Consider the following 18,227-nt stretch of genomic DNA (forward strand, 5'->3'; position numbering starts at 1 on the left):
GCTTTCCTACTTGCCGGTTTTTGGGGTGGAGGCCGGTGCCTCCTCGTGGCGTTGCTCGGCGGCGCGTTCTTGAGCAGCTTTGATCGCCTCCGAGGCAGTCTCCACGCCGGTCTTGATCACTTCACCGCCAGTTTCGACGCCGGTCTTGACGGCTTCGGCGGCGGTGCTGGTGGCGACCTCCCCGAGGGCTTTCGCCATTTCTCCAGCCGACTCGTTGATTTGCTCGGCCACCTTCTCCATGGCTTCGCTGGCTTGTTTGCCTGCTTCACCGGCTTCGCCGCCACCCTCGCCACCGCCTTCCGAGCCACCCGCCTTTCCACCGCCCTCTTTGCCGCCACTCTCGCCGCCACCTCCACTGCCGGCATTCAGGTGGATGGGCGAACCGTCCAAATCGAGTCGGTCATCGGCCTTCACGCTGACCTTGACACCCTTGAGCTCGATGCTGCCGTCGCTCTTGAGGGTGAGCGAGGCTTCGCCGCATTTGAGCGTCAGGGTTTGGCCGGCGCTGACCGTGTAGTCCTGCTGCACCGTCTTTTCGCCCGAGCCGTTGACGCTGATTTTGTAGTCTGAGCCGACCGTCTTCTCGCTGGAGCCCGCCACGCTGATCTTGTAGTCCGCGCCAACGGTCTTTTCGCTGGAGCCGCCTACGGTGGCTTTGTCGCCGCCGCCGACCTCTTTCTCGCTGGAGCCGCCGATGGTCTGCTTGATGCCGGCGCCAATGGCTTGGCTCAGGCCGGCGGAGATCATCTGGTTCACGCCACCGCCGATGGTCTCGATGAGCGCGCCGCCGATCGATGACGTCAGGCTCGATGCGATCGAGACGGCCGCCTCGCCGCCGATCGTGGTCACGGCGTCGTTGCCGATGTTGGTTTCCGAATCGTTGCCGATATGGGTTTGCGAGTCATTGCCAATGCGGGTTTCGGCGTCATTGCCGACATGCGTTTCGGAGTCGTTGCCGATGCGGGTCGAGGCATCGTTCTTGATGAGGCTGTTCATGTCGCGCTCGGCTTGCAGGTGGAATTCCTCCTGGCCGGGCTGGTCTTCGAAGCGCACGCCGTTGTAGTTGCTGGTCCCGCCGCCGATGGTGCGGCTGATGAGTCCGCTCTGCGTCGCGTTGCCGGGCAGTTCCCAGGGCGGACGCGTCAGGTTGTTGTACAGGCTGCCGATGATGAGCGGCCGATCCGGGTCGCCATTCAGGAAGTTGACGATGACCTCCTGCCCGATGCGCGGAATGTAGATGCCGCCAAAGTTCGAGCCGGCCCACGCCTGGCTCACGCGGACCCAGCAGGAGTCGGTTTCATCATTGCGGGCGTAGCGGTCCCAGTGGAAACGGACCTTGACGCGGCCGAACTCGTCGGTCCAGAGCTGCTGGCCGGCCGGGCCAACCACCATGGCCGTCTGCGTGCCGTTGGCGCGCGGCTTGGGTGTCAGGCGTGGCGGGCGGAAGACCTCGCTGGTCGGCTGAACGGTAAAGGTGTTGTCGAAGCGGTAGTCGGTGGCACCACTCTCTTCGCCGATTTCGCGGATCTCCAGCCGCGACGCGATGACGAAGTACTCGCGGTTGGCGGCTTCATGGCTGTGGCCCGTGAGGATGAATGTCTGGCCACAGGCCAGGCCTCGCACGTTGCCATCGCCATCGGCCCGGGCACCGGGCGCGCGCAACTCTTCCATGCGGGTGCGGCTGATGTGCGCAGCGTGCTGGCTGTCGGTGTAATCGCCGGGCCACTCGAAGACTTCGGTGTGCCCGAGTGCGGTATCGCGAGGCTGCTGATTGGCCGCTGCCAAGTTGGCGATGGGCCGGGTGAAGTCGAAATCATTCACCACCACGCGCCCCGGGTGCAGCGACTCGCGCACGCGGAAGCGGCGGATGGTCTCGGTGTCGGTTCGGTTGTCGGGCGGGGCATGCGAGAGCATGCGGTAGGCGAAGTTCTCCGAGCCGCGCAGCGCGCCTACGTGGTCGCACAGTACGAGCCGCTGCTTGCCGTCGCTGTATTCAAAGAACCAGTAGATGCCCCATTCCTCCATCAGACGCTGGATGAAATGGAAGTCGCTCTCCCCATATTGCACCTGGAACGCGCGCGGCTCGTTGTACTGGCTGTCGCCATTGGCCACGTATTTGCCGGCATCAAGCCGCTTCTCCACCGGAAACGGGTAATCCGCCAGCACGGCATCGATGATCTCGATGACGCTCTTGTCTTGGAAGATTTTGAAGTCCGTGGTTTGCGTGGCGAGCCACAGCCACGGGCGCAGCGTGATTTCGTAGACGTTGTAGCGCGCCTCGCGCCGCAGGAAGCTGGCGTCCGTCACCAGCCCGCTGATCTCGCGCACGCCCCCGCCCATGCCGTCCAGGCGGATGGACACGGTAAATGATTGGCCGATCAGTGCGCGCAGATCGAGGTTTGCGCTGGCCGCGAGTGGTACCACGTCGTCGCCCGGGGTGCGCAACTCTAGCGTGTAGGTGTCGAGCGTGCTCAGGCGCTCGGAGCCCCGCATGCGCAACAGCCGTAGCGCCGGTAAGCCAAGCAGACGCGGCATGGCAGGGCTGTCCACGGTGACGGTGTGGTCGGGGTGATCCACGGCGCGCGCGAGGGTTGCGGGAGTGCCGGGGCGGGATTCGGTGGCGGCGTCCAGCCACGCTACGGGCAGTTTCGGTTTCATCGGGGTCTCCTGGTCACGGATGTGACCGGGTATTGAAGCCCGTCCCGACGCGAATGGACATGCGGCGAAATCTAATTCTTGCGCGCGTTTCGGCAGCAAACGCTAAGCCAGTCACATGCTGCGGTGCATGGTTTGGCAATCTGGCTACAATGGGTCGCGCTGAATTCCCGCGTGACCCCATGCCGCTGCTCTCCCCCGACACCGACGCCATCACCCTGCACCAGCGCCTGCACGCCGGCCACCTGCTGGTCGCCTGCCTGTGCGCCGAGTGGTGTGGCACGTGCCGCAGCTACCGCGCGACCTTCACCGAGCTGGCGGCGCGGCACCCGGAATGCTGCTTTGTCTGGGTGGACGTGGAAGACCATGCAGACGCCCTCGGCGATTTCGACGTCGAGAACTTCCCGACCCTGCTGGTCCAAAGGGGGGGCGATGTGTTGTTTTTCGGCCCGGTCTTGCCCCATGCGGGCGTCGTCGAGGGATTGCTTTCACATGACTTGAACGACGCTCGGCCCGTAACGGCGGCGCCCGACTTGCGAAGCTGGCTGCTGGAATTGGCCTGATGGCGGGCCTTGACAGCGTCGTGCGATGCATGCGCCACTCTATTGCGCCTGAAAAGGAACCGCGCTTATGATTGGCGGCCAAATTTGGGGCAGGCGCGTTGCACGACCGCTTCGGCGCGTGTTTTGAATAGCGTCCGCAGGACTTGAAGTCGGCGGGCGTTGCCATAAGACTCTACAAAAACCGCGCGAATGGTCGCTATAGAAAGCGACTTCTTCTTTACCTGATTACTTGCGATCGCCAGGATCCGCTCACATGTCCAAGGCCCTCATCATTGCCGAAAAACCGTCGGTCGCCGCTGATATCGCGCGCGCGCTGGGTGGCTTCACCAAGCACGACGAGTACTTTGAGAGCGACGACTACGTCCTCTCCTCGGCGGTTGGCCACCTGGTCGAAATCGCTGCCCCCGATGAATACGAGGTCAAGCGCGGCAAATGGAGCTTCGCCCATCTGCCGGTGATCCCGCCGCACTTTGATCTGCGCCCGATCGCCAAGTCCGAATCGCGCCTGAAGGTGCTCACGCGCCTCATCAAGCGCAAAGACGTGACCAGCCTGATCAACGCCTGTGACGCGGGGCGCGAAGGTGAGCTGATCTTCCGCCTCATCGCGCAACACGCGAACACCAAGCTGCCGATCCAGCGCCTGTGGCTGCAGTCGATGACGCCGCAGTCCATCCGCGATGGTTTCGGCAAGCTGCGCAGCGACAAAGACATGATGCCGCTGGCCGACGCCGCCCGCTGCCGCTCCGAGGCCGACTGGCTGGTCGGCATCAACGGCACGCGCGCCATGACCGCTTTCAACAGCAAGGGCGGCGGCTTCTTCCTGACCACCGTGGGCCGCGTGCAGACGCCGACGCTGTCGATCGTGGTGGAGCGCGAAGAGAAGATCAAACGCTTCGTACCGCGCGACTACTGGGAAGTGCGCGCCGAGTTCATCGCCGCGGCGGGCCTGTACGAAGGCCGCTGGTTTGACCCGAAGTTCAAGAAGGACGAGTTCGATCCCGAGCGACGCGACTCGCGCCTGTGGAGCGAAGCCGAGGCGAAGAGCATCGTCGCCGCATGCCGCGACAAGACGGGCACCGTCACCGAAGAATCCAAGCCGTCGACGCAGATGTCGCCGGCGCTGTTCGACCTGACCAGCCTGCAGCGCGAGGCCAACGGCCGCTTCGGCTTCTCGGCCAAGAACACGCTGGGCCTGGCGCAGGCGCTGTATGAAAAGCACAAGGTGTTGACCTACCCTCGTACCGATTCGCGCGCGCTGCCCGAAGACTACATGGGCACGGTCAAGCAGACGCTGGACATGCTGGGCGAGAGCTCGCCCAACTACCTGACGCACGCGAAGAAGATTCTCGCCAACCAGTGGGTCAAGCCCAACAAGCGGATCTTCGACAACAGCAAGATCAGCGATCACTTCGCCATCATCCCGACGCTGCAGGCACCGAAGAACCTGTCGGAGCCGGAGCAGAAGCTGTACGACCTGGTGGTGCGCCGCTTCCTGGCGGTGTTCTTCCCGGCGGCCGAATACCAGGTCACCACGCGCGTGACCGAGGTGGCCGGGCATCACTTCAAGACCGAAGGCAAGGTGCTGGTGAACCCGGGCTGGCTGGTCGTCTACGGCCGCGAAGCGCAGGGCGAGGATGCCAACCTCGTACCGGTCGCCAAGGACGAGAAGGTCAAGACCGACAAGGTCGAGCCGGTGGGTCTGACCACCAAGCCGCCCGCACGCTACAACGAAGCGACGCTGCTCTCGGCCATGGAAGGTGCCGGCAAGCTGGTCGACGACGATGCGCTACGCGAAGCCATGGCCGGCAAGGGCCTGGGCACGCCTGCCACGCGCGCGGCCATCATCGAAGGGTTGCTGACGGAAAAGTACCTCGTGCGCGAAGGCCGCGAGCTGATCCCGACGGCCAAGGCCTTCCAGCTGATGACGCTGCTGCGCGGCCTGGGCGTGGAAGAACTGACGCAAGCCGAGCTGACCGGAGGCTGGGAGCACAAGCTCTCCCTCATCGAGCGCGGCCAGCTTGAGCGCGACGAGTTCATGCGCGAAATCGCGCAGATGACGCAGCAGATCGTCAAGCGCGCCAAGGAATACGACAGCGACACCATCCCCGGCGACTACGCGACGCTGGCCACGCCGTGCCCGCAGTGCGGTCACGTGGTCAAAGAGAACTACCGCCGCTTCGCCTGCAGCCACTGCGACTTCTCGATCAGCAAGATCCCGGGCGGCCGCCAGTTCGAGCTGGACGAGGTGGAAGAGCTGCTGATCAACAAGACCATCGGCCCGCTGCAGGGCTTCCGCAGCAAGATGGGCCGGCCGTTTGCCGCCATCCTCAAGCTGGCGCAGGAAGACGGCCAGTGGAAAATGGCGTTCGACTTCGGCCAGAACGAGGAAGAGGACGGCGAACCGGTCGACTTCACCGGCCAGGAAAGCGTCGGCCATTGCCCGAAGTGCAACGGCAACGTCTACGAGCACGGGTTGAAGTACGTGTGCGAGAACGCGGTGGCGCAGCCCAAGACGTGCGATTTCACCACCGGCAAGATCATCCTGCAGCAGGAGATCAGCCGCGAGCAACTGGGCAAGCTGCTGACCGACGGCAAGACGGATCTGCTGACCGGCTTCAAGTCGGCGCGCACGGGCCGCAACTTCAAGGCGTTCCTGGTGAAGCAGCCGGACGGCAAGATCGGCTTCGAATTCGAGCCGCGCGGTGAAGGCAAGGGCAAGCCCGGCGCCAAGACCGCAGCCAAGAAGACGACGGCCGCCGCCAAGACGCCTGCTGCCAAGAAGGCGCCAGCCAAGACTGCGGCCAAAACCGCCACGAAGACCGCCGCCAAGAAAGCCCCGGCACGCAAGAAGGCTGCTGAAGCCGAGACCGACGAGGAAAGCACCAGCGAAACCTGATCACGGTTTCATCGGCACCAATGCAAACGGGAGGACACTGTCCTCCCGTTTTGTTTTGGCGATGCGGTATCGGTGGTCGCGGCTTACGCGGCTTCGCTTAAGCCCCGGCCGGCGCGGGCCTCGCTTTGCTTCACTTCCATCGCCTGGGCCAGCATGTAGTCGATGAACGTGCGCACCTTGGTCGGCAGGAACTTGCGGCTCGGGTAAACCAGCGACAACGACCGGTGCGGCAGCTTGTACTGCGGCAGCACGCGCACCAGGCGCCCCGATTCCAGATCCGGCCGCGCCATGTAGGACGACAAAATGGCGATGCCCATGTCAGCCAGTACCGCACGGTGCATCAGTTCCGCATTGCTGGTCACCAGGGACGGCTGCACCGGTACGGCGATCGATTGGCCGTCGGGCGTCGACATCTCCCATTCATGACGCAGTTGCGGGTGCCACATGGCAATCACGCGGTGCTCGGCGATGTCTTCGGCGCGTTGTGGCGTGGAGTGCTGGCGCAGGTAGGCCGGTGTGGCGGCCATGATCATCTCGGCGGAGATCATCCGGCGCGCCACCAAGTGTGAGCCCAGGCCGAGCTCCGACACCATGATGCCGACGTCGCGGCCGTCTTCCACGATGTCGATCGGGCGATCGGACAGCGCCACGTCAAACGTGACTTCCGGGTAGAGCTGCTGGAAACGCGCCAGCAGCATCGGCAGCACGTGCAGCCCGAACATGACCGGCGCGACGATGCGCAAGCCCCCCACCAGCGCCTGGCTGCGCGAGGTGGCCAGCGATTCCGCCTCATCAATATCGAGCAGGATCTGCGCACAGCGTTGCAGGTAGGTTTCGCCCACGTCCGTCAGCGACAGGCTGCGCGTGGTGCGGTTGAGCAGGCGCGTGCCGAGGTGCGCTTCGAGATCGGCCACATAGCGCGTGACCACGGCATTGCTCATCGACAGATGCTGCGCCGCCCGGGCGAAGCTGCCGAGCTCCACCACCTTGGAGAACACCCGCATCGACTGCAAACGATCCATTCCAGCCTCTCACATGATTTGTTGTCGAAAATAGAACAAATCTGCGGACACGGCAAATATTTAATGGTGGTCTAAGCAATGTACTGTGCTGAGGCAGCGGCTAAATGTGAGTACGTGCTTATCTCGTGAGGCGCTTGTGGTCGACACTTTGTGGGTTTTGTCAGCGCAAGCGGGCATCCGACTTCTCACCGATTGACGCAGCAGCGGATTTGCGTCGAGACTCTATACCGAGCGGTATATTTTCGTGGATTCCATCTTGCGTGTGGTCACGTTCTGCGCGGATTTTGGGTGGAACACGGTTTTGCGCAAATCGATGCGGCGGTCGCAGCGCACCCCCGCCATACTCGAAGGATGGATGCCACGAAACCCGACCCGCATGAGCGCCCCGACACGAGGGTTGCCATCACGGCCAAGGCGTCGCGCTGCGATGCCGACCGCCCAGGAGACACCATATGACCATCCAGAACCGCGACCCGGTCCATTACTTGGCGGGCGAAATGCCGTTGCATCGGTATTGCGCCCACCATGCGCAACAGACGCCAGAGCGGATCGCCCTGCTGTGGTATGGCCGCACGATCTGCTGGCGCGAGCTGGATCAGCTGTCAACGCGTCTGGCGGTGCAACTGCGGCGCCTGGGCGTGACGCGCGGCGATCGCGTGGCGCTGTTTCTGCACAACTGTCCGCAGGCCATCCTGGCGCATCTGGCCACGGCCAAGTTGGGTGGCATCGTCGTGCCGTGCGGGCCGCTGTCGCGCCAACATGAACTGCGCGACCAACTGGCCGATTGCGGTGCGAAAGTGCTGGTGGCCGCCGCGGACCTCATGCCGATCGTCGAGGCCGCGCGGCCTGGCACCGCCGTCGCCAACGTGATCACCACGCGCTATGCCGATCTTCAACCCGCGCAGCCCGCCTGCCGCAAGGCGCTGGCTGTGCCGCCGGAGTTGATTGCCGCGGACGCCTCGTCGGCGCCGCCGCCCAAGAGCAAGCCGGGGGCCGCGCAGCGCGATCTGATGCAACTGCTGGCCGAGCCCGTGGACGTGGCCGAGCGCGATGCCGTGACCGCCATCCCCGTCGACCTCGACGAGGTGGCGCTGATGGTCTACACCTCCGGCACCACCGGCCGCCCAAAGGGCGCCATGCTCACGCACCGCAACGCGCTGTACAAGACCGCCGTAACGGTGCAGGTGAGCGGCATTCAGGCGTCGGACGTGATGCTGGCGGTGGCGCCGCTGTCGCACATCGCGGGCATGCTGATGGGCATGAACGTGATGTTGTACGCCGGCGCGCCCACCATCCTGCTCTACCGCTTCGACCCGCTGGCCGTGCTGCAGGCCATCGACCGCTACCGCGTCACCCGCTGGTACAGCATGACGCCGATGAACCTGGCGGTGATGGCCCACCCTGACGCCGCGCAGTACCGCATGGAATCACTCGTCGCCAACCCGTGTACCAGTTTTGGCGTGACGCTGACCGAAGCGATTGCCGAGCAATGGCGTGCCTTCGCCGGCCCGCAGTGCCGCATCTACGAAGCGGCCTATGGCCTGTCGGAAACGCACACCTGCGACGCCATCACCCCCGCCGATGCGCCGCGCTGGGGCTGGCACGGCAGGATCGTGCCGCAGACCGAGGTCCGCATCGTCGACCTGCATACCGGCGCGGAACTGCCGCCGGGCCAGTCCGGCGAAATCACGATTCGCAGCCCTGGCGTCTTCCGCGGCTATTGGCAGCGCGACGACGCTACGCGTGCGGCCATCCACAACGGCTTTTTGCGCACCGGCGACATCGGGCAGGTGTCGCCCGACGGGTACCTGCAATGGCAGGGCCGTATCAAAGAGATGATCAAGGTGTCCGGCTACAGCGTGTTTCCTGAAGACGTGGAGGCACTGCTGTCGCGCCACCCCGGCATTCGCCAGGTGGCCGTGACGCCGATTCCCGATCCGGACAAGGGTGAAGTCGTCTGCGCGCACGTGGTGCCGATGAGCGGCGTGACGCTCTCGGAGGCGGAGCTGATTGCCTGGTCGCGCGACAACATGGCGCCGTACAAGGTGCCGAGGCGCGTGAAATTCCACGATGCGCTGCCCGCCACCGCCACGGGCAAGGTGCTCCGGCGATTGCTGCGCGAAGAAGCGATCGCCGCCTGAAAACAAAACGGCCGCCCAGTTCTGGCGGCCGCTTTGTTGTAGGTAGCTAGGTCTGCACGAAGCGTTTCTGTCGGGCGATGCTCATCAGAATCCCGATGCCCATGCCCAGCGTGACCAGCGCTGTCCCTCCATAACTGATCAGCGGCAAGGGCACCCCCACCACCGGCAGAATCCCACTGACCATGCCCATGTTGACGAAGGCATAGGTAAAGAAGATCAGCGTGATCGAGCCGGCCAGCAGGCGCCCGAACAGCGTGCCCGCATTGGCGGCGATGAAGAGCCCGCGCAGGATCAGCAACAGGTACAGGAACAGCAGGATGCCGTTGCCCACCAGGCCGAATTCTTCGGAATACACCGCGAAGATGAAGTCGGTGTGCTTCTCGGGGATAAACTCCAGGTGGGTTTGCGTGCCCTTGAGCCAGCCCTTGCCCGTCACCCCGCCCGAGCCGATGGCGATGATCGATTGGATGGTGTGGAAGCCCTTGCCCAGCGGGTCGGTGGTCGGATCCAGCAACGTGCACACGCGGTGCTGCTGGTAGTCGTGCAGGATGGGCCAGTTCACGCCCGGCGCACAGATACGCGACTCGAACGACACCACCAGCGTGATCGCCGTGACTGCAATCACCAGCACCGGCACGATCAGCCGCCACGACAGGCCGGCAAAGTAGATCACGTAGATACCCGCCGCGAGCACCAGCAACGCGGTGCCCAGGTCCGGCTGCTTGGCGATCAGGCCCACGGGAATCAGCAGCAGCACGGCCGCCGCGAGGTAGTCATACCAGTGGATCACCCCCTCCCGCTTCTGGAAGTACCACGCCAGCATCAGCGGCATGGCGATCTTCATGATCTCGGAGGGCTGCACCACCACGCCGATGTTGAGCCAGCGCCGCGCGCCCTTGCGGATCAGCCCGAACGCCGCCACGCCGATCAGCAGCGCCACACCCACGGTATAGAGCGGCACGGCAAAGCGCATCAGCGTCTGCTGCGGCAGGTTGGCGATGATCCACATCAGTACGAACGACAGCAGGATGTTGCGGACCTGGTCTTCCACCCGGCCTGGCATGTCGATGGCCGCCGAGTACAGCGCGATCAGCCCCGTGCCCAGCAGCAGAAAGACGATCAGCGCCAGCGGCCCGTCAAAGCCGGTGAATAGCGACTTGATGACGTTGAAGATGCGGCGCTTGTCCAGCTTATCCATGGGGTGTCTCCAAGCGCGTGAATCAGGGCGTGGCCGGCGCCGGTTTGGGCGTCGGCTTCTGCACCGGCTTTGGTGCAGGTTTGTTGCCGGGTTTGGCCTCTTTCGTGCCCTTCGGCGTGGTCGCGGGCGTCGAGGCCGGCGCTGCGGCGTTGCCGCGTCCACGCGGCGGCAGTTCGGGGGCGGGCTGGGCGTGCGACAGCGCCTGCAGCACCTGGGCATCCAGCGTGGCCGGGGCGATGGCCTCCGCGCTGGTGCCGGCCTCGCGCAAGGCGGGCGCCACCAAGTCCGGCGACATGGCCGGTGTGGCGCGCGGTGTGCTGGCCGCAGCCGACGATGCAGCGGGCGCCGAAGCGGTTGTCGCGCCACTCGAGGTGGACGCCGTCACCGCCGAAGCCGCCGCGACATCGGACGCAGCCTGTGCCGCCGCTTCCGCCGCGGCTTGCGGGGTGGCGGTCGCGCTGGCAATGGTGGCCGTCTTGCCGGTCGAGAACACGCTCGGCGTACTCACCGGCGGTTGTGGCTGCGGCTTGGGTGCCGTGGCGGCCAGTTCCGCGGGCCACTTGCCGGTCAGGTAGTAATCCATGACGGCCCGTGCGATCGGTGCGGCCGACGCGGCGCCAAAACCAGCGTTTTCCACAATCAGCGCCAGGGCGATCTTCGGATGGTCGGCCGGGGCAAACGCCTCGAAGAGTGCGTGGTCACGCTTGCTTTCGGGCAGCGCGTGGTGGCTGTATTTCTCGTTCTTGCCCAGCGAGTACACCTGCGCCGTCCCCGTCTTGCCCGCCGACACATACTGCGCACCGATGAATGCCTTGGCCGCCGTCCCCGCCTGGTTCACGCCCACCATGGCGTGTTTGATCACGTCGATGTTCGACTGCTTGAGCGGAATGCGGTAGCTCTCGGTCGGCACCGTCAGCGCGCGTGCCTTGGACAGCGAATCCTCCACAGCCTTCACCAGGTGGGGCTTCATCACCACACCGTTGTTGGCCAGCGTCGACACCGCGTGCGCGAGCTGCAGGATGGTGAAGTTGTTGTAGCCCTGGCCGATACCCAGCGAAATCGTTTCACCGTCGTACCACTTCTGCTGCTCGGGGCGCTTGTAGGCTTTGCGCTTCCATTCGGTGGACGGCAGGATGCCGGTGCGCTCGCCTTCAATGTCGATGCCCGTGACTTGCCCGAAGCCCAGCGGCTTCATGAAGTCGTGGATGGCATTGACGCCCATGTCGTTGGCGAGCTTGTAGTAGTACGTGTCGCACGACGCCACGATGGAGCGGTACATGTTGACCCAGCCGTGGCCGCCAGGGGCATCGTCGCGGAACGTGTGGTTGCCCAGCGTGAACGACCCCGGATCGGCCATGCCCCATTGCGGCGTGCGCTTGCCAAGTTCCAGCGCGGCGAGCGCCATGAACGGCTTGTAGGTCGAACCCGGCGGATACGTGCCGCGCAGCGGACGGTTCAGCAGGGGCTTGTCCGGCGAGTTATTCAGCTCGTTCCAAGAAGTGCTGTCGATGCCTTCGACGAACATGTTCGGGTCGAACGTCGGCTTGGACACGAAGGCGAGGATGTCGCCCGTCTCCGGTTCGATCGCCACCAGCGCGCCGCGGCGGTTGCCGAAGAGCTGCTCGGCCAAGCGCTGCAGGTTGATGTCGAGCGACAGGATCAGGTTGTTGCCCGGCGTCGCCTGCGAGGTCGAGAGCGTACGGATCGGTCGGCCGCCCGCGCTCACTTCCACCTCTTCGTAGCCGGTCAGGCCGTGCAGCTCGGTCTCGTAGCTCTGCTCGATGCCGACCTTGCCGATGTATTCAGTGCCGCTGTAATTGTTGGCGTCCTTGCGCGGGTCGTACGTGACATTGGGCTGGCTGTTAGCCTCGCTCATGTTGTCGATGCGGTCCAGGTCGCGCTCGGAGATCCGCCCGATGTAGCCGATCACGTGCGACGCCGATTCGCCCAGCGGGTACTGGCGGAACAAGCGCGCGTGCACATCCACGCCCGGAAAGCGGAAGCGCTGCGCCGAAAAGCGTGCGACTTCCTGATCGGTGAGCTGGCTGCGGATCGGCAGGCTTTCAAAGCTGCGCGCATCTTCCATCAGGCGCTTGAAGCGGCGGCGATCGCGCGGCTGGATGTCGACCACCTGCGCGAGCTGGTCGATGGTGTTGTCCAGCGTGTCCTGCAGCTTGGACGGCGTGATCTCCAGCGTGTACGCCGAGTAGTTGCGCGCCAGCACCACGCCGTTGCGGTCCATGATGATGCCGCGGTTGGGCTCGATGGGCGCCACCGAGATGCGGTTGTCTTCCGCCTTGGCCGAGTACTGCTCGTGCTTGACCTGTTGCAGCCAGAAGAAGCGCGCCAACAGCAGTCCGAAGCAGACCACCACGAACAGCGCAGCCGCCGCCAGCCGCAGGCGGAAGCGCGACAGCTCCTGTTCGACGTTGCGGATTTCAGTCATGCGGAACGACCCAGACGGCGCATCAGATGGGGCGCCTTAAATCGGCCGGGTTTCGTCAACGCTTTCCGGGCGCCGCTGCGGCGCCAGCAGAATCGCATTCGCGAACGGCCACAGGGCAGCTTCGATCAGCGGCGGCAGGATGACCTGCCAGTCCGGCAGGTGCGCGCCCATCAGCAGGCGGATGACGATCGGCACTGCGTGGGCCAGCACCAGCAGCGGCAGCACATGCAGCGCCTGTGACAGCACCGAGAACCACAGCACGCGCCGGTGGATCGTGATCGCAAAGTACGACAGCAGCGTGTAGGCCATCGCGTGCTCGCCCAGCAGGCGCGCCTCGTGCACGTCCATCAGCAGGCCCAGCAGGAAGGCCACCACCATGCCCACGCGGCGCGGCTGGTGGATGTTCCAGAACACCAGCACCAGCGCCACTAGATCGGGAATCCACTGCATGTGGCCCCAGGGCATCAGGTTGAACAGGAACGCCAGCACAAAGCTGAAGGCGATGAAGCCCGGGTTGACCGGGCGCAGCAGGTATTGGGGCGAGTTCATGGTCGATGGCCTCGCTTAGCGTTTGGCGGCCGCATCCGCGGTATCCAGCGGATTGCCGTCGGCATCAGTCGGGCGCGGCGGCGTGGTGTTCTCATCGGGGGCCGGCGTGGGCGCGGGCACATTGGCTTCGGCAGCGGCGCGCGCGGCGCGTTCCTTCTCTTCGCGGGCGTCACGTGCGGCGTTCTTGCCCTTGGCCGCAGGCGGCGGTGCCAGATCCGTCGGCGGCGGGAAGCCCGATTCGTACTTCACGATCAGCAGATGCCGGTTGCTGCGGATGCCAGCTACCGGCTCGCAGATCACGCGCGAGAACGCGGTGTCCGCCTTGCGCTCGATCTGCGAAATGCGCGCCACCGGCAAGCCCGCCGGATAGACGCCGTCCAAGCCCGAGGTCACCAGCAGGTCGCCCTGCTGCAAATCTGCCGAGGCGGCCATGAAGCGCAGGTCCAGCGCGCCCGGGCGGGCTCCGCCAAACGCCACGCTGCGCAGGCCGTTGCGCACCACTTCCACGGGGATCGCCTGATCCTTGTCGGTCAGCAGCGTGACTTGCGATTCGAACAGCGACACACGCGTCACCTGCCCCACCACACCGCGATCATCGATCACCGGATAGCCGGCGCGCACGCCATCCTTGGAGCCGCGGTCGATCACGATGCGCTGGGTGTACGGATCGCGTGCTTCGTAGAGGACTTCCGCCGGCACGGTGGGCACGGCGGCGTGCTGCTTCAGGTTGAGCAGCGTGCGCAGGTTACGGTTTTCCACTTCGAGCTGCGAGGCGCGCAACGATTGCTGCGCCTGAGCAACCGCCGATTCGCGCAGGGTGCGGTTGTCGGTGGCGAGCTTGGTGGAGGATTGCGTGTAGTCCAGCGCGGCGCGGACCGTGTCGCGCGGAATCAGCACCACGCGCTCGACGGGGTACAGCACCACCGACACAACCTGCCGGACGACGCCGAGCACCGACATGCGGGCATCGACCACCAGCAGCATGAGCGCAAGCGCAAGCAGGGCGACCAGCCGCGCGGTGGCGGACGGGCCCTGCTTGAAGAGGGGCGGCGGGGAGTAATCCATGACCCGGACGCTTCAGATGGACACGGCAGGCGCGCGATGGACGCGATCGGCCTGCCGGTAACAGATTGGGAGTGTCGCTGGTGCGGTGCTGGTGCCCGGGGCGGGCGGAGCACGGCGCACCGGCGCGTGACGCATCGTCAGCGGCTCACCGCTGCCGCAGTGGCAGCAACGTGTGCGAACAGCGGCTGACGAGCGTGGCGCATGGTCCCGTTATTCGTACGAGAAGATGCTGCCGAGCTTGTCCATGCGCTCCAGCGCCATGCCCGAGCCGCGCACCACGCAGGTCAGCGGGTCTTCGGCCACCAGCACCGGCAGGCCGGTTTCTTCGGCCAGCAGGCGGTCCAGGTCGCGCAGCAGCGCGCCGCCGCCCGTGAGCATCATGCCGCGCTCGGCAATGTCGGCGCCCAGTTCCGGCGGGGTCTGTTCCAGCGCGATCTTCACCGACGACACGATCTGGTTCAGCGGATCGGTCAGCGCTTCCAGGATTTCGTTGGACGACACCGTGAACGCGCGCGGAATGCCTTCCGATAGGTTGCGACCCTTCACTTCCATCTCACGCACTTCCGAACCCGGGAAGGCCGAGCCGATTTCCTTCTTGATGGCTTCAGCGGTCTGCTCGCCGATCAGCATGCCGTAGTTGCGGCGGATGTAGTTGACGATGGCCTCGTCGAACTTGTCGCCGCCCACGCGCACGCTGCCCTTGTAGACCATGCCGCCCAGCGAGATGATGCCCACCTCGGTGGTGCCGCCGCCGATATCCACCACCATCGAGCCCGACGGCTCCGACACCGGCAGGCCAGCGCCAATCGCGGCGGCCATCGGCTCTTCGATCAGGTAGACCTGCGATGCACCGGCGCCCAGCGCCGATTCACGGATGGCGCGGCGCTCAACCTGGGTCGAGCCGCACGGCACGCAGATGATGATGCGCGGGCTCGGACGCAGCAGCTTGCTGTCGTGCACCATCTTGATGAACTGCTTGAGCATCTGCTCGGTGACGGTGAAGTCGGCGATCACGCCGTCTTTCATCGGGCGAATGGCTTCGATGTTGCCCGGCACCTTGCCCAGCATCTGCTTGGCTTCCTTACCGACGGCCTGGATGGTCTTCTTGGCGCTCGGGCCGCCTTCCTGGCGAATGGCCACCACCGACGGCTCATCCAGGACGATGCCCTTGTCGCGGACGTAGATCAGGGTATTGGCGGTGCCGAGGTCGATCGCGAGATCGTTGGAGAAATAGCTGCGCAGAAAGCCGAACATCGAGTTGAATCCTGTTTTCGAGTCATGGGCGGCCCAGCAGCCGGATCACGGTGCAACGGCTGCACCGATGCGCGGACCTCGCGTGGGCTAGTGCCATGCGGTCCGATCCTGCTACTACGCTCCCGGGAATGTGTCGCGGGCTCCGTGGGGATCGGCGGTGGGGTGCCGTGGCACTGGCCATCCTGCCGGTGAGCCGCCCGGAGGGGGCGGTCCCAAGGAACCTTTGATTAAGTGTCGCCAGATGCTGACGGCGCCGTAGCCGGGAGGTTCCCGGTCACTTAATCAGAGGGTCCGTGGCTGCACGAAGTCGCCTGCTGACTTAGAAATTTAGTCGGCAATCATACCTTATAATTCGTGCTTTCTGCGGGTATTCGGGGGGCGTTTACCTCCAAATTTGCGGCCAATCGGCACACTCGGGGCCCGCCTGCGCGTGCGTTGCGCGCAGTACCCGTCGCTTGACCGCCGCGCATGCTGCCCGCCCGCCGCTGCACTCACTGATCCACTCCGATGGCACTCGAACTCTCCGACGTCAAACGCATCGCCCACCTGGCCCGCATCGAAGTCTCCGACGGCGAAGCCGCGCAGACGCTCACGCAGCTCAACCAGTTCTTTTCGCTGGTCGAGCAGATGCAGGCCGTGGACACCACCGGCATCGAGCCGATGGCCCACCCGATCGAGCAAGTCCAGGTGCAGGCCCAGCGCCTGCGTGACGATGCCGTGACCGAGCCCGACCGCCGCGCCGACTACCAGCAATGCGCCCCGGCCACCGAAGCCGGCCTCTACCTCGTGCCCAAGGTGATCGAGTAATCCGCGGTAATTCGCGCGAACCTGCATTAACGGCGCGCTGGCGCCAGTCTTGAGCCCACCCTATTCGACGTCGCCGGCCGCTGCCGGCAGCCTATCCGAACGTATTCGATGACCGCATCCACGATCAAAGCCCTGTCTGCCCAGCTCGCCGCCCGTGAGGTTTCGGCGGTGGAACTGGCGCGCCACTACCTGTCGCGCATCGAGGCCGGCGCGCACCTCAACGCCTTCACGCATGTCGATGCCGAGGCAACGCTTGCCCAGGCGCAGGCTGCCGACGCGCGCATCGCGGCCGGCAACGCGGGCCCGCTTGCCGGCGTGCCGGTCGCACACAAGGACGTGTTTGTCACCCGTGGCTGGCGCGCCACGGCGGGCTCCAAGATGCTGGGTAACTACACCAGCCCGTTCGACGCCACCGTGGTTGAACGCCTGGGCGCCGCCGGCATGGTGACGCTGGGCAAGACGAACATGGACGAGTTCGCGATGGGCTCGTCCAACGAGAACTCGGCGTTTGGCCCGGTCAAGAATCCGTGGAACGTCGAATACGTGCCGGGCGGCTCGTCGGGTGGCTCGGCGGCGGCGGTGGCGGGCGATCTGGCCCCCGCTGCAACGGGTACGGACACGGGCGGGTCGATCCGCCAGCCGGCATCGTTCTCGGGCATCACGGGCATCAAGCCGACGTACGGGCGCGTGTCGCGCTACGGCATGATCGCCTTCGCCTCGTCGCTGGACCAGGGCGGCCCGATGGCGCGTACCGCTGAGGATTGCGCCCTGCTGCTGTCTGCCATGGCCGGCTTTGACCCGCGCGATTCCACCAGCCTGGAACCGGGCCGCGGCGGCGATACGGAAGATTTCAGCCGTCTGCTCGGCCAGCCGCTGCAAGGCGCGGATGCTGCGCGCCCGCTGGCCGGCCTGCGCATCGGCCTGCCCAAGGAATATTTCGGCGAAGGCCTGGCCGACGATGTGCGCACCACGGTGCGCGCCGCGCTGGCCGAGCTGGAAAAGCTCGGCGCCACGCTGGTCGATATCAGCCTGCCCAAGACCGAGCTGTCGATCCCGACGTACTACGTGATCGCCCCGGCCGAGGCGTCGTCCAACCTGTCGCGCTTTGACGGCGTGCGCTATGGCCACCGCGCGGCGGAATACCGCGATCTGGAGGACATGTACAAGAAGAGCCGTGCTGAAGGCTTCGGCTGGGAGGTCAAGCGCCGCATCCTGGTGGGTGCGTACGTGCTGTCGCATGGCTATTACGACGCCTACTACCTGCAGGCGCAGAAGATCCGCCGCATCATCGCGCAGGATTTCCAGAACGCCCTGGCCGGCGACAACCGTCAATGCGACGTGATCATGGGCCCGGTGGCGCCCACCGTTGCCTGGAAATTGGGGGAGAAGAGCGACGATCCGGTGCAGATGTACCTGGAAGACATCTTCACGCTGTCGACCAGCCTGGCCGGCCTGCCGGGCATGAGCGTGCCGGCCGGTTTTGGCGCAAACGGTCTGCCGGTTGGCTTGCAGATCATCGGCAACTATTTTGAAGAGGCACGCATGCTGCAGATTGCGCATGCGTTCCAGCAGGCGACCGACTGGCACACCCGCCAGCCGGCCGCCTGAGGGGCTGCGGGCGGCACAACGGG

Annotated in this window: 12 protein-coding genes; 5 read left to right on the forward strand and 7 right to left on the reverse strand. The window is 65.2% G+C overall.

What is annotated here, in order from left to right; all coding sequences use genetic code 11:
- Positions 1-6 precede the first annotated feature (6 nt).
- Positions 7-2,535 (reverse strand): type VI secretion system Vgr family protein, encoded by a 2,529-nt coding sequence (locus tag ACS7SF_RS10145; RefSeq protein ID WP_439892739.1) that lies wholly within the window; start codon positions 2,533-2,535, stop codon positions 7-9.
- Positions 2,536-2,837: 302 nt separating this feature from the next.
- On the opposite strand from ACS7SF_RS10145, the gene ACS7SF_RS10150 reads away from it, so the two are divergent.
- Complete coding sequence (locus ACS7SF_RS10150) at positions 2,838-3,218, forward strand: thioredoxin family protein (protein ID WP_439889673.1); 381 nt, start codon at positions 2,838-2,840, stop codon at positions 3,216-3,218.
- Positions 3,219-3,471: 253 nt separating this feature from the next.
- Positions 3,472-6,114, forward strand: a complete 2,643-nt coding sequence (locus ACS7SF_RS10155; protein WP_439889674.1) for a DNA topoisomerase III — start codon at positions 3,472-3,474, stop codon at positions 6,112-6,114.
- 83 nt (positions 6,115-6,197) lie between these two features.
- Here ACS7SF_RS10155 and ACS7SF_RS10160 read toward each other — a convergent pair whose 3' ends face one another.
- The gene (locus ACS7SF_RS10160) at positions 6,198-7,136 is read right to left on the reverse strand and encodes a LysR family transcriptional regulator (RefSeq protein WP_439889675.1); all 939 of its coding nucleotides are present in this window, start codon (positions 7,134-7,136) and stop codon (positions 6,198-6,200) included.
- 452 nt (positions 7,137-7,588) lie between these two features.
- On the opposite strand from ACS7SF_RS10160, the gene ACS7SF_RS10165 reads away from it, so the two are divergent.
- Positions 7,589-9,277 carry an AMP-binding protein gene (locus ACS7SF_RS10165; protein WP_439889676.1) on the forward strand — a complete coding sequence of 563 codons (1,689 nt, stop codon included), beginning with the start codon at positions 7,589-7,591 and terminating at the stop codon, positions 9,275-9,277.
- Positions 9,278-9,323: 46 nt separating this feature from the next.
- Here the strand turns inward: ACS7SF_RS10165 and rodA are convergent, their stop codons facing one another.
- The 5 genes from rodA to ACS7SF_RS10190 form a co-directional block, all read right to left on the reverse strand.
- Positions 9,324-10,475: a rod shape-determining protein RodA gene (gene rodA, locus ACS7SF_RS10170; protein ID WP_374704190.1), complete on the reverse strand. Its 1,152-nt coding sequence runs from the start codon at positions 10,473-10,475 to the stop codon at positions 9,324-9,326.
- A gap of 22 nt (positions 10,476-10,497) precedes the next feature.
- Entirely contained in the window at positions 10,498-12,921 is a 2,424-nt protein-coding gene (gene mrdA / locus ACS7SF_RS10175) for a penicillin-binding protein 2 (protein WP_439889677.1), read from the reverse strand.
- Positions 12,922-12,957: 36 nt separating this feature from the next.
- The gene (gene mreD / locus ACS7SF_RS10180) at positions 12,958-13,470 is read right to left on the reverse strand and encodes a rod shape-determining protein MreD (protein ID WP_439889678.1); all 513 of its coding nucleotides are present in this window, start codon (positions 13,468-13,470) and stop codon (positions 12,958-12,960) included.
- Between the two features lie 15 nt (positions 13,471-13,485).
- The gene (gene mreC / locus ACS7SF_RS10185; RefSeq protein WP_439889679.1) at positions 13,486-14,535 is read right to left on the reverse strand and encodes a rod shape-determining protein MreC; all 1,050 of its coding nucleotides are present in this window, start codon (positions 14,533-14,535) and stop codon (positions 13,486-13,488) included.
- A 210-nt stretch (positions 14,536-14,745) separates the two neighbouring features.
- Positions 14,746-15,789, reverse strand: a complete 1,044-nt coding sequence (locus tag ACS7SF_RS10190) for a rod shape-determining protein (protein ID WP_045785428.1) — start codon at positions 15,787-15,789, stop codon at positions 14,746-14,748.
- A 507-nt stretch (positions 15,790-16,296) separates the two neighbouring features.
- On the opposite strand from ACS7SF_RS10190, the gene gatC reads away from it, so the two are divergent.
- Both gatC and gatA read left to right on the forward strand, forming a co-directional pair.
- Entirely contained in the window at positions 16,297-16,596 is a 300-nt protein-coding gene (gene gatC, locus ACS7SF_RS10195) for an Asp-tRNA(Asn)/Glu-tRNA(Gln) amidotransferase subunit GatC (RefSeq protein ID WP_426396149.1), read from the forward strand.
- Between the two features lie 108 nt (positions 16,597-16,704).
- Positions 16,705-18,204, forward strand: a complete 1,500-nt coding sequence (gene gatA / locus ACS7SF_RS10200; protein ID WP_439889680.1) for an Asp-tRNA(Asn)/Glu-tRNA(Gln) amidotransferase subunit GatA — start codon at positions 16,705-16,707, stop codon at positions 18,202-18,204.
- The last annotated feature ends 23 nt before the right edge of the window (positions 18,205-18,227 follow it).

It is taken from the genome of Ralstonia sp. 25C, assembly GCF_051904805.1.
Classification (GTDB): domain Bacteria; phylum Pseudomonadota; class Gammaproteobacteria; order Burkholderiales; family Burkholderiaceae; genus Ralstonia.